This is a genomic window from Arthrobacter sp. TJ-263, assembly GCF_058269155.1.
The window spans coordinates 1297367-1309554 of the sequence record NZ_JBZCNE010000001.1 but is presented as its reverse complement, the minus strand read 5'-3'; the positions used below and the strand labels follow the sequence as shown (position 1 = coordinate 1309554).

The 12188-nt window shown below is 68.0% G+C and carries 13 protein-coding genes; 8 read left to right on the top strand and 5 right to left on the bottom strand.

Annotated elements, in window-relative coordinates:
* Positions 1–15: 15 nt before the first annotated feature.
* Positions 16–2037 (top strand): beta-galactosidase, encoded by a 2022-nt coding sequence (locus AC4D2F_RS06155; protein WP_490909871.1) that lies wholly within the window; start codon positions 16–18, stop codon positions 2035–2037.
* Between the two features lie 184 nt (positions 2038–2221).
* Here AC4D2F_RS06155 and AC4D2F_RS06150 read toward each other — a convergent pair whose 3' ends face one another.
* Together AC4D2F_RS06150 and AC4D2F_RS06145 are read right to left on the bottom strand one after the other, a co-directional pair.
* On the bottom strand, positions 2222–2503 hold the full coding sequence (locus AC4D2F_RS06150) for a helix-turn-helix domain-containing protein (RefSeq protein ID WP_219815687.1): 282 nt from the start codon (positions 2501–2503) through the stop codon (positions 2222–2224).
* Entirely contained in the window at positions 2503–2985 is a 483-nt protein-coding gene (locus tag AC4D2F_RS06145) for a DUF2975 domain-containing protein (protein WP_306738452.1), read from the bottom strand. Before AC4D2F_RS06145 ends, AC4D2F_RS06150 begins: the two co-directional genes overlap by 1 nt.
* A 139-nt stretch (positions 2986–3124) precedes the next feature.
* On the opposite strand from AC4D2F_RS06145, the gene arr reads away from it, so the two are divergent.
* The 4 genes from arr (at position 3125) to AC4D2F_RS06125 (ending at position 6029) form a co-directional block, all read left to right on the top strand.
* On the top strand, positions 3125–3535 hold the full coding sequence (gene arr / locus AC4D2F_RS06140) for an NAD(+)--rifampin ADP-ribosyltransferase (RefSeq protein WP_490909870.1): 411 nt from the start codon (positions 3125–3127) through the stop codon (positions 3533–3535).
* Between the two features lie 137 nt (positions 3536–3672).
* Positions 3673–3993 carry a hypothetical protein gene (locus AC4D2F_RS06135; protein WP_490909869.1) on the top strand — a complete coding sequence of 107 codons (321 nt, stop codon included), beginning with the start codon at positions 3673–3675 and terminating at the stop codon, positions 3991–3993.
* A 170-nt stretch (positions 3994–4163) separates the two neighbouring features.
* The gene (locus AC4D2F_RS06130; RefSeq protein ID WP_490909868.1) at positions 4164–5354 is read left to right on the top strand and encodes a glycosyltransferase; all 1191 of its coding nucleotides are present in this window, start codon (positions 4164–4166) and stop codon (positions 5352–5354) included.
* Between the two features lie 99 nt (positions 5355–5453).
* Positions 5454–6029 carry a dihydrofolate reductase family protein gene (locus AC4D2F_RS06125; RefSeq protein ID WP_490909867.1) on the top strand — a complete coding sequence of 192 codons (576 nt, stop codon included), beginning with the start codon at positions 5454–5456 and terminating at the stop codon, positions 6027–6029.
* Between the two features lie 420 nt (positions 6030–6449).
* Here the strand turns inward: AC4D2F_RS06125 and AC4D2F_RS06120 are convergent, their stop codons facing one another.
* Positions 6450–7334, bottom strand: coding sequence for an AraC family transcriptional regulator (locus AC4D2F_RS06120; RefSeq protein WP_490909866.1), 885 nt, complete (start codon positions 7332–7334; stop codon positions 6450–6452).
* Here AC4D2F_RS06120 and AC4D2F_RS06115 point away from each other — a divergent pair.
* Positions 7272–7583, top strand: a complete 312-nt coding sequence (locus AC4D2F_RS06115) for a hypothetical protein (protein ID WP_490910552.1) — start codon at positions 7272–7274, stop codon at positions 7581–7583. The genes AC4D2F_RS06120 and AC4D2F_RS06115 overlap by 63 nt on opposite strands.
* Positions 7584–7778: 195 nt before the next feature.
* On the opposite strand, the gene AC4D2F_RS06110 is transcribed toward AC4D2F_RS06115, so the two are convergent.
* Positions 7779–8918 carry a glutamate--cysteine ligase gene (locus tag AC4D2F_RS06110; protein WP_490909865.1) on the bottom strand — a complete coding sequence of 380 codons (1140 nt, stop codon included), beginning with the start codon at positions 8916–8918 and terminating at the stop codon, positions 7779–7781.
* A 175-nt stretch (positions 8919–9093) separates the two neighbouring features.
* Here AC4D2F_RS06110 and AC4D2F_RS06105 point away from each other — a divergent pair, with 175 nt between their 5' ends.
* The gene (locus AC4D2F_RS06105) at positions 9094–9891 is read left to right on the top strand and encodes a shikimate 5-dehydrogenase (RefSeq protein ID WP_104166798.1); all 798 of its coding nucleotides are present in this window, start codon (positions 9094–9096) and stop codon (positions 9889–9891) included.
* Here AC4D2F_RS06105 and AC4D2F_RS06100 read toward each other — a convergent pair.
* Entirely contained in the window at positions 9822–11813 is a 1992-nt protein-coding gene (locus AC4D2F_RS06100) for an amylosucrase (protein WP_490909864.1), read from the bottom strand. The two genes, AC4D2F_RS06105 and AC4D2F_RS06100, sit on opposite strands and share 70 nt — an antisense overlap.
* 107 nt (positions 11814–11920) lie before the next feature.
* Here AC4D2F_RS06100 and AC4D2F_RS06095 point away from each other — a divergent pair, with 107 nt between their 5' ends.
* Complete coding sequence (locus AC4D2F_RS06095; protein WP_181033563.1) at positions 11921–12082, top strand: hypothetical protein; 162 nt, start codon at positions 11921–11923, stop codon at positions 12080–12082.
* The last annotated feature ends 106 nt before the right edge of the window (positions 12083–12188 follow it).

Sequence of the window (12188 nt, the reverse complement as noted above, 5' to 3'; positions counted from 1 at the left end):
ACCCGGGAGACCCCCTTGCACTACGGCGCCGACTACAACCCGGAACAGTGGCCCGACGAGGTGTGGCCCGAGGACGTGGCCCGCATGCGTGAGGCGGGCGTGACGATGGTGAGCCTCGGGATCTTCGCCTGGGCACGTATCCAGCCGTCCGAGCACGAGTTCGACTTCGACTGGCTGGACCGGGTGATCGGCCTCCTGCACGAGGGCGGGATCGCCGTGGACCTCGCGACGGCGACGGCGTCGCCCCCGCCGTGGGCGACGGTCGCCTACCCGGAGATGCTGGCCGCCGATGAACACGGCAGCCCCTACTGGCACGGCAGCCGGCAGCACTACGCGCCGTCGTCGCCCGCCTACCGGTCACTGGCCGCTGCACTCGTGCGGAGGATCGCCGAGCGCTATGCCGGGCACCCCGCCGTCGTCCTCTGGCATGTGAACAACGAGTACGGGTGCCACCTCGACGTGGACTACTCCGACGCCGCGCGGGACGCCTTCCGGACCTGGCTGACGAACCGCTACGGGTCGATCGACGCCGTGAACGCCGCGTGGGGCACGATGTTCTGGTCGCAGCGCTACGGGTCCTTCGCCGAGATCTTCCCGCCCCGGCACGCCCCCTACAGTCACAACCCCGGGCAGCTGCTCGACTACCGGCGGTTCACCTCGGACATGTTCCTCGAGTGCTACCGGATGGAGCGGGACATCATCCGGGCGGCGGGAGCCGTCCAGCCCATCACCACCAACTTCATGGGCGCCTTCAAACCCGCCGACTACGCGCGATGGGCCGCGGAACTCGACGTGCTCAGCGACGACCTCTACCCGGATCCGAACGATCCGGAGGGTTTCCGCGAGGGTGCGTTCCATGGTGACCTGATGCGCTCCCTCAAACCCGGGACCCCGTGGCTCCTCATGGAGCAGGCCACCAATGCCGTGAACTGGCGGCCCACCAACGCCCCGAAGGCGCCGGGCCAGCTCGCCGCGCAGAGCATGCAGGCCGTGGCCCGCGGTGCCGACGGCATCCTGTTCTTCCAGTGGCGGCAATCCCGGGCAGGAGCGGAGAAGTTCCACTCCGCCATGCTCCCGCACGCCGGCACGGAGACACGCACGTGGCGCGAGGTGATGTCCCTCGGTGGCGACCTCGGCCGGCTGCCGGACCTGCCGGCCGACGACGGCGCCGCGCGGGTCGCGCTCCTGTTCGACTGGGAGAACTGGTGGGCCATCGAGAACCCTGACCACCCCACCTCGCTCGACTACCTGTCCCTGGTGCGGGGCTGGTACGACGCCGTGCACCGCCTGCACGTGCAGGTGGACATCCTCCCGCCGACGGCCGACCTGGCGCACTACACGGCGGTCGTCGCCCCGCACCTGTACCTCCTCACCGAACCGGCCGCCGCGAACCTGGTCGACTTCGTCGAGCAGGGCGGGCACCTGCTCGTCACGGCGTTCAGTGATGTGGTCGACGAGTACGACCGTTTCCGCGCGGGCGGCTTCGGCACGCAGCTCAGGGACCTGCTGGGTGTGGTCATCGAGGACTTCGGGGCCCTGGCGGACACCGGATCGGCGGGTCCGGGTGAGCAGCGGGCGCCGGTCGCCGGCCCAGGGGTGGCGTTCGTCGGGTCGATCCTCGCCGAGGAGGCCCATGCCGTCGACGCCCGCGTCCTGGCGCGGTTCGAGGGTGGCCGCCAGGATGGGCGGCCGGCGCTGACGGTGCGGTCGCACGGTGCGGGATCGGCGTACTACCTGGCCACCGTGCCCGACGACGACGGTGCGCGGCAGGTCCTCGACCACCTGTTCACGGCGGCCGGGGTGGAGCCTGTGCATCCGGGCCTGCCGCCGTTGGTGGAGGCGATCCGCCGCGGGCCGTTGCTCACGCTCATCAACCACGGCCGCGAGCCCGTCCACATCGACGTGCAGGGGGAGGACGCGCTGGGCGGCGGCGAGGTCCGGGGAGTGGTCCTGCGGCCGTTCGGCTACGCCTTGGTGCTCATCTCCAGCCTGGAGGCCACGGAACCCTGTCCTCCAGCGGTACCAGGGTCACGGTGATTCACGGGGCCGAGCGCGAGCCCGCCGATGCCGGGCGCGCGCGATGAAGTGAGTGCCCAGGCCCAGCCCGACGAGTGCCAGGGGAATGGCTCCGGGTTCACTTTCCGTACGGATCTGGAAGACCATGAGTGCCACGCCGACCGTGATCAGCAGGATCGGTACCAGTCTCTTCATCTCCGGCCTCTCAGGGGGTATCGAGTCGTGAACGGTCGTCCGTGCTGTGGCTCGCGTGCGAGGACTGCGCGAGGTCCGGCTCGTCCACCTCGTCGACCCATTCCAGGAGGTCCCCCGGCTGGCAGTCGAGAACCCTGCACATTGCTTCCAGTGTGCTGAAACGGACCGCTTTGGCTCGCCCGTTCTTCAGGACGGCGACGTTCGCCGGTGTCAGACCGATGCGGTCGGCGAACTCTCCGACGCTCATCTTCCGTCGGGCGAGCTCCAGGTCTATCCGGACCACGATCGGCATCAGATCACCTCGTCGAGCTCGGTGCGCAGGGTGCGCGCTTCGACATCGCGTGCCACCGCCTGCTCCAGCAGGGCCTTCAGCACCAGGACGATCAGCGCAACGGATGCCAGCATGACCGCGACCCCGCCGATCAACAGAACGACTCCGGGCGCCACCGCCTCCCCGGGGGCGAGCGCGACGCCGAGCCCGAAGGTCAACAGGGACGCGGCCGCGAAGGCACCGATCACGAGATGCACCAGACGGAAGGCGCCGGTCGAGAACACGGTTCCCCGCCGGGCCATCGTCAGCAGCCCCCACACGCAGACCACCGCGACCTGGCCCGCCAGGATCGCCAGGACGGTCAGGATCACCATCGGTGTGCGGATCATCGCGAAGTCGGGATCCGCCGTACTGACGTCCCGGGTCAGCAAGGACAGCACCACCATCTGGATGAAGACCGAGCCTGCGAACATCATCGCCAGAACAAGGCGCAACGCGGCCACCGTCAGTTTTCCCATGTCTTCCCCTCCACTTGAATGTTGGTAGCAAACTATCGTTAATCGATAGAAAGAACAAGAACTCCGATCGGGTTGAGGGTGCCGACGCCCTGTATGTCCCGCCGTCGTGGCCTAGACTGTCGCGGTGAGCCGAGCGCAGGACGACGGACCGTTCTTCCATGGCACGAAAGCCGATCTCCGCACAGGGGATCTCCTCAGACCGGGCTTCCCCTCCAATTACCGTCCCGAGATCGTGATGAACCATGTCTACTTCACTGCTTTTCGTGACGGTGCCGGCCTCGCGGCGGAGCTCGCGACCGGTGCTGATGAGCCCCGCGTCTACGTCGTCGAGCCGACCGGGCCGTTCGAGGACGATCCGAACGTGACCGACAGGAAGTTCCCGGGCAATCCCACCCGCTCGTACCGCAGTCGAGACCCGCTGCGGATCGTCGCCGAGGTCACCGACTGGACGCGGCAGACGCCCGAGGCCCTACAGGCCTGGACAGAACGCCTGGCAGTACTCCGCGCGGACACCCAGGGAAGCATCGTCAACTAGGAGTCATCCGAGGAGAATCCGCAGGTGATGATCCGGGGACGAATTTCTGTCTGTCTGGTCCGCCTGGTCCGCCTGGTCTGCAGGTCCGAACCTATGCTTGGGTCAACGCTCATCCGTTCCGCCGAAGGAGAGATCGAATGTCCCGCATCATGTCGACCGGCTTGGCCAAGACCGGTCTCCTGCTCGGCTACAAGGTCGCGCGGGATACGGGCAGCAGGCCGGCAGGCGGTGCCATTCTGGCGGCCTGCGGCGTGGCCGCCTTCACGGTATGGAACAAGGACGCCGGCACGGCCCGGGCTGCCGCCCTGACGGGCCTGTACGTTGCGGCCTTCGGCGCGTCCCACCCCCTGGCGAAGAAGATCGGCGCGTGGCCGGCAGTATTCACCGTGACGGGGGCCATGGCGCTGGTCTCGATGATCGTTGGTGGGCGCCGCGCGAAGTCCTGGCACGACGGGTGACATCGTTCCGGACCTGGTCGCTGTCTCGGCAGGCCTCACCCGAGGGGCGGACACAGGGCTGGCTGCTGCGACGGCGCGGCGTGCGATTCCGATCGCGGGGATTCACCCCACGGCCCTCCCAAGGGCACTAAGCTACTCGATGCACTGATGGACGTCTGCGGAGGACGGTAATGAGACTGTTGCTGGCGACGGCGGGCTCACGGGGCGATGTCGAGCCCTTCGTGGCCCTGGCAGAGCGGGCGCTTGCGGCGGGGCACGAGGTGCGCCTGGTCGTCCCGGACAACTCGGGCGTCGAGATGGGTGACCTCGATGTGGTGAGCATGGGGGTCGACTACACGCGGATGATCGAGGAGCAGGGCGTCTCGGTCATGGCAGCGTTCCGTAACTACCGCTCCGTGGTGCGTCCGGTGATGCGAGGCGTCATCGTCGGTAGCGCGCGGGTGTCGCTCGAGTACGAACCTGATCTGATCGTGTACCACCCGAAGGTCCTGTCGGCTCCGCTGGTAGCGGATGCTCTGGGAGTGCCGCACGTCATGGTCGAGATCGTGCCGGCTCTCACGCCGACGAGGGCTTTTCCTGCCGCAGGCACCCCCACCCGTGGGTTGGGCCCGCTGAATCGATGGACGTATCAGGCGGTGGGCGTCGCGTCGACGATGTTCCGCTCCGAACTCGGCGAGGTGCGCAGGATGGTCGGCGGGCAGACACGCAAGTCCTCTGCCCCCACTGCCACCCTCATGCCCATCAGCCCTGCCATACTCCAGCGCCCCCGTGACTGGCCGGCATCGGTGCATCTCACCGGGCCGTGGACTCGCGCACATCAAGGGGAGGCCCTCGCGCCCGCCGTCGACGAGTTCATCGCCGACGGCCCATTCCTCTATGCAGGTTTCGGTTCGATGGCCGCGGGGAACGCCGAAGCGCGTGGAGGGACGATCGTCGATGCCGCGCGGGCTCGCGGCAGCCGCTGCCTCATCGCTACCGGTCTCGGCGGCATCGACGTGCCTCCGGACCGCCTCGGCGACGACGTGCTCGTCGTGCGGGCCGTGCCGCATACGGCTGTGCTTCCGCACGCGACTGCGGCTGTGTACCACGGCGGCATCGGTACCGTGCACGCCGCGATGACTGCCGCAACACCATCGGTGATCGTGCCCTTCATAGCCGACCAACCCTTCTGGGGATACCGCCTGAGTGAAGCGGACCTGACACCGGCACCGATCCCACAACATGCGCTGACCGTCCCCGCCCTCCACGCCGCACTCGAGGAGGCGGAGTGGTGCCGTCCCCGCGTCACGGACGTCGCCGAAGCCATGTCCGCCGAGGACGGAACCCTGACGGCGTTGACCGTCCTCGCATCGATCCGCTGACCAGTGCCGGCTCGTGCACACGCCCCACCGCTCAGTTCGTGCCTCCTGCTCCGTCTCAACTGGTATCAATAGGTGGGTGCATAGCTACTGGGAGGTTTCATGACGCGGGAACTCGTATGGACGGGATTCATGACGCTCGACGGCGTGGTCGATTCCCCCGGAGGGAGGGTCGAAGGTCACCGCAGCGGTGGCTGGGTCCTCAGCACGGAATTCGTCCCGGAAGCGTTCGCACTCAAGGGTGACGAGCTCAGCGAGACGACGGCGCTGATGTTCGGGCGTCGCAGCTACGAGGCGTTCGCGCCGATCTGGCCGGGATCAGAGGACCATGCCGGCTACAAGGATCTTCCCAAGTACGTCGTGTCGGGCACTCTCGGCCAGGACGCGATCGTCGGTGATTGGGGGCCGACCGAGATTCTGCGCACCCTCGACGACGTTTCCGCGGTGAAGCAAAGCGACGGAGGTGCCATCTTCATCCATGGCAGTGCGGAACTGGCGCGGGGTCTTGCCGATGCGGACCTCATCGATCGCTACAATCTTCTTGTCTTCCCGGTGCTCCTCGGCGCGGGCAAGCGTGTATTCAGTGCGGCGGACCGGGATCAGCAGAAGCTCCACCTCAGGGATTCCACCGCGTACTCCAACGGCGTTCTCAAAGCCGTTTACGACGTCATGCATTGAGCGGCTCTGACCGACACAAGACGCCCACACCTCCCGGGCGGCTACCTGGCCACTGCTCCATGGATATCTCATCCGAGGGCCGGGACCGTTGCTCGCCTCAGTCCGATGAGACCGACCAGCACGAAGGCCATCGGCGCATCCAGGCACAACAGGGTGGAGCCTGTGTGCGCCGCGGTGAAGGACAAGAGGCGGTCTTCCTGCGTCCATAGGAATCCGCAGAGAAGTGACAGGACCAGTGCAGTCGTTCCGGGAAGGAAGCGCAGACGAGCCATCATGCTCCACGGTCCCATATCCCACGTATGTCTCTGCCCTGACAGCACTGACAGAGGTCCTGCCGGGGGATCCCGATGCAGGCATCAGGGCCTCGGGAGAGGCTCACCGGACGCCCGCAGGCTGGTGGTCTTGCCGGGGGCCGCACGGTCAGGCGCGTTCTACGGGGAGCCACAATTCGCAGGTGGCTGTGCTGAAATCAGCGCCGCGGTCGAGGACAGCCACGATCGAGGGGCCGGGGCGTAGCCGCCACGGGTTGGACGGGAACCACTCCGTGGCCGTGGCCGCCCACACCGACTGCAGAGCTGCTGGGTGGTCTCCCTCGGTGTGGAACACCGCCCAGGCTCCGGCGGGAACCTCGATCGTATCGAGGTCCTCGGGAACGACCGCCGAATCCGCGACGGCCACGCCATGGAGGTAGGTCAGCTCGCTGCCCTCGGTGTAGTCCGGGTCGACGTCGGCGCTGACCTGGAGCAGGCCCGCCGGCTCGGTGCTGCTCAGGTGCTTGAGCCTTGGGTGCTCCGCTGCCGGCAGTGACGCGATGTGCGCTTGGATATGCGGGTTGGCGCCGTGGTGGATGAGCGGTACACGGGCGGCGTGGCCGACGAGGCGGAAGGCCGGTCGGATGGTGATACGAGTGTCCATGGGGATGTTTCCTTCTACGGTCAGGCGGAACCTGAGGTGTGGTTGTGTCCGAAGGGGGCCGCCGTGTCGTCGTACGTCCCCGGGGCCGACGCCGTGCACTGATCGGAACGCACGAGCGAAGGCGTCGGGGGAGCTGTAGCCGTACCTCACCGCGATACCGAGCAGGTCGCCGTGCGTGAGGACGTCTGCGGCGGCGAGCGTCATGCGGCGCCGCCGGATGTACTCGGACAACGGCATGCCGGCCAGCGATGAGAACATTCGCCGGAGGTGATATTCCGTCGTGGCAAGACCGGTCGCCAACCGGGCCACATCGATATCGTCCGTCAGATGACCCTCGACGAACTCGACGAGTCGGTTCAACTCTGCAATCACGGTTGCCCCCTTCACCATCCAGCCTGTCCGACATCCTCGATCGGCACCCTACTATCGCGGTCCGATCGCGTCGGTTCCAGATCGCACTGTCACGCCGACAGCCGGTTCCGCACCGCCGGCCTGATGGTGCTGGGCCGGGCGGCTCTCCTCATCACCTCGCTGGTCTGCACCATCGGATTGCCCGTGGCCCGTGATGTCGTGGGTCTGGTACAGACCGTTCACGCGCCGATCAGGCAGCCGGCAGGCGCCGTGAGGACTTTCATCTGAGCGCGAATATCAACCGCCATTAGTCCGAGAAGGAGGGATGGTCCGACGGTTCTGCATCAGTCCTTGATCCCGATGGTGAGAGCCGGGTGACCACGCCGTGTCGTGTCCGCCGCACTCGTAGGCCGACCCGACCCGCGCTGTTGTGGGGAGTCCGACGAGATCGGCGTTCCGCACGCGGCCACCGACGGTCCGTCGCTAGCCGCGCAGCTGCTGCACCATGTCGAGGACGACGGCGCGGAGGTCGCCGTCGTTCTCCGCCGCCACCCTGCGTTGGCGCTGGTACCCGGCACCGCGCTGGAGGATGGCCTCGACGTCCGCGAGCTCGCTGCTGCATCCCAGCTTCGCGGCGATGGGTTCGAGACGGTTCAGCACGTCGACGAGATGTTCGGTGACGAGCCGCTCCGTGCCCGCCGCGTCGAGGATGATGATCGCGTCGAGGCCGTAACGCGCTGCCCGCCACTTGTTCTCCTGGATGTGCCACGGCGGCATGGTGGGGATGCTGCCGCCGGCGTCGAGCGTCTCGGAGAACTCCTGCACGAGGCACTGGGTGAGGGCGGCGACCGCGCCGACGTCATGCAGGGTCGAGAGGCCGTCACACACGCGCATCTCCACCGTCCCGAGGTTCCCGACCGGCCGGATGTCCCACCGGATCTCGCTGACGGAGTCGATCACCCCGGTGGTGAACATGTCCTCGACGTAGGACTCGTACGCGGTCCAGTCGTCGAAGTGGAACGGCAGGCCCGCGGTGGGCAGCTGCTGGAACATGAGGGACCGCTGGGAGGCGTATCCGGTGTCCTCGCCGCCCCAGAACGGCGAGGACGCCGACAGCGCCTGGAAGTGCGGGAAGTAGTTCGTCAGCCCGTCCACCACCGGCAGTGCCTTGTCGCGGGAATCGAGCCCTACATGCACGTGCACCCCGTAGATGACCATCTGGCGGCCCCACCACTGCGTGCGGTCGATCAGCTTCGCGTACCGCTCCCTGTCCGTGACCTGCTGGGCCTTCGGGGCGCTGAAAGGGTGCGAGCCGGCGCAGAAGAGTTCCACGCCCATGGGATCGGTGACCTCACGGACAGCGGCGAGGGAGCGGGACAGATCCGCCTTGGCCTCCCCGACCGAGGTGCAGATGCCCGTCACGAGCTCCACCGTGTTGAGGAGCAGCTCCTGCTTGATGTGCGGGTGTTCGTCGTCGTCCTGCAGTTCGGGGTGGTTCGCGCTGACCCCCCGCAGCACCTCACCGGCCACCGAGACGAGTTCCCCGTTGTAGCGGTCCACGAGCGCCAGCTCCCATTCGACGCCGAGTGTGGACTGGGCTGACTGCGCGAAGTCGATGTTCAAGGGCTTGCTCCTGGGCGGTGCTGAAAGGGACGTTGACAGGGTGCCTCGGTAACGCGCCGTCGCGGGGGAGACTCGTCCCAATATTAGTGCCTGGTACGCGGGCGGAACGGCGGTTCGGGGTCTGCGGACTGGGTGCTGCTGGGATGATGGTGAGGTGCCCATCCTGAACAAAGACATGACCCTCTGCATCTCCCTGGCCGCGCGGCCCAGCAACATCGGTACGCGCTTCCACAATTACCTCTACGAGGAGTTGGGGCTGAACTACATCTACAAGGCGTTCACCACCACCGACCTGCCGTCGGCCATCGCCGGCCTGCGCGGTCTCGGCATCCGCGGGTGCGCCGTCTCCATGCCGTTCAAGGAGGACGTGATCGCGCTCGTGGACCACCTCGACCCGTCCGCGCAGGCCATCGACTCCGTCAACACCATCGTGAACGACGACGGCGTCCTCACCGCCTACAACACGGACTACCTCGCGATCGAGCGGCTCCTGCGCGAGCACGCCGTGCCGGCCACGCATTCGGTCCTGGTACGGGGGTCCGGCGGCATGGCCAAGGCCGTCGTCGCCGCCTTGAGGGACTCCGGCTTCACGCAGGTCACCGTCGTCGCGCGCAACGAGCGCACCGGCAGGGCGCTCGCCGACCTGTACGGCTTCGCCTGGCAGCCGGAGGTGGGGGAGTCGACGGCGGACCTGCTCCTCAACGTGACCCCGCTGGGCATGACCGGCCCCGATGCCGACGCCCTCGCCTTCCCGCAGCCGGCGATCGACGCCGCGCAGGTGGTGTTCGACGTCGTCGCCTCTCCCTCGGAGACGCCGCTGATCCTCGCCGCCCGTGCGGCAGGCCGACCGGTCATCACGGGAGCGGAGGTCGTCGCGCTGCAGGCCGAGGAGCAGTTCGTGCTCTACACGGGAATCCGGCCGACGCCGGAGCAGGTGCGTGCAGCAGGGGAGTTCTCGCGCCGGCAGGCCTGAGGCCCCGCAGGAGGCACAGGGGGCTGGAGCCGGTACCACCGGATCCCGAGCGGCTCCAGGGTGATGCCCGCCCGCAGGAGCTCGGACTGGCCGCTCACGAGGTCCAGGGCGCTCTCCGGCAGGCCCGAGAGCGTCAGGGCGCTGATGTCCTGCGGGGTCTCGGCGAAGTTGGCGACCACGACGACGGTGGACTCCTCGCCGTCGAGCAGGCCTGGCCGCTGGTAGCCGAGGACGTGGGGGTTGTTCGTGTGGAACGGCACGAGGCGCCCGCCGGAGAGCTCCGGTGCCTGATGGCGTACGGTGATCAGCCGCTGGAGTCCGGCGTAGATCGCGGCGGCGTCCGTCGTCGGGTCCGTCCGTGCGGCGTAGCGGTCCGCGGGGTACGTGGGACGGCCCACCCAGCGGCTGTCCCCGGCCTTCGCAGGATCAGCCGCGTAGGAATAGTCGTTGAGCTGGCCCACCTCGTCGCCGAGGTACAGGAGCGGGATCCCGCCCGTGCTGAGGATGATGGAGTGGGCCAGCAGGATCCGCGCGACGGCGGCGTCGTCGTGCGCCTCCAGCCCGGCGAGCGACGCCGTGGTGCCCGAGATCCTGCAGTCCCCGGTGCGGGGATTGTCCTGGAAGGGCACGCCGCGCGCGAAGCTGTCCGGGAAGCGGTCGACGTAGAAGGCATTGAGGAACCGGCGGTGGTCGTGACCGTTGATGCCGAGCTCTGCGGCGTCCTCGTCGGAGAACGTCCAGCCGATGTCGTCATGACTGCGCACGTAGTTGACCCAGGCCGTGCCCTCCGGGATGTCGTGCCGGCGCCCGAGGGCCTGGGCGAGCAGGGAGACCTCCCGGGTGGCCAGCGAGTTCCAGATGAGCGCCATCTGCAGCGGGTTGTAGCTGAGCTGGCACTCGCCGCGGTCGATGTACTGCACCACCTCGTCCGGATGCACGATCGCCTCCGACTTGAACAGCAGGGAAGGGGCGGCGAGGCGGCACACCGCGTTGAAGGCCTGCAGCAGCAGGTGCGCCTCGGGCAGGCTCTCGCAGGAGGTGCCGAGCTGCTTCCAGATGAAGGCGACGGCGTCCATCCGGATGATGTCCACCCCCTGGTTGGCGAGGTGGAGCATCTCCCCGGCCATGGCCCGGAAGACCCGCGGGTTGCGGTAGTTGAGATCCCACTGGAAGGAATGGAACGTGGCCCACACCCACCGGCCGTCCTCGAGCGGGACGAAGGAGCCCGGGTGATCGTCGGGGAAGATCTCCCGGACGGTCCGCTCATAGGCGTCCGGCATCTGCCGGTCGGGGAAGATCAGGTAGAAGTCCGCGTAGTCGGGATCCCCGGCGACGGCCCGGCGTGCCCACTCGTGCTCGTTCGAGGTGTGATTGAAGATGAAGTCGACCACGAGGGCTATCCCGTCCTCGCGCAGCTCCCGCGCGAGGTCCGCGAGGTCGTCCATGGTGCCGAGGGACGGGTCCACCTCGCGGTAGCTCGAGACCGCGTACCCGCCGTCGGAGTTCTCCTCGGGAGCACGGAACAGGGGCATGAGGTGCAGGTAGGTGAGGCCGAGCTCGCGGAAGTAGGGGATCAGCGCACGGAGGCCGGCGAGGTCCCCGGCGTAGAGGTCCACGTAGCAGACACCGCCGAGCATCCGGTGGGACTGGAACCAGAGAGGGGCCATGGCACGGGAGGCGTCGAGGGCCTTGAGATCCTCCGGCCTGTCCTGCCAGGAGGCCGCGGCGTCGAGCGCCACCTGCAGCAGTTCGCCGTCCGCCTCGGGACCGTAGATGCGGTGGAACAGCGCCTGCAGGCGCGGGAACTCCGTGTCGAAGCGGGCCTGGAAGGACTGCCAGTCGGCGTCGGACGTCGTCGGGCGGCGGGCCGAGGGGAGCTCTGCCCGGATGCGGTCGTGGGGCAGGGTGTGGGAGGAACTCATCCCGCCAGCCTAGGGCAGCCGGTCCCGGCGCCGGCGGCGGGACGGTCTCCTCCCGGTGCCCGGGTGGGGCCACTCCTCCTCTTTCGGGGGCCCGTAGGATGTGGGCCATGACAGCTGATGAAGAGAAGGATCCGCCCGTTCCCGCGTACCTCGAGGGCATTTCGCTGAAGCGGGTCCACGACGGTCGGGTCGTGGAGGAGAAGGACACCGAGGAGACCGGGGACGCCGACGACACCGGGTCCGGGCCGACCAGCGGCCAGGACGTATAGCCGGCATCCTCCGCGGGATTCTCCACCGCATCGGCGGCGCCCCGGACGCGCGAAGCGCCGCGCCCCTTCCGGGACGCGGCGCTTCGTGATCACTGTGGCGGGAACC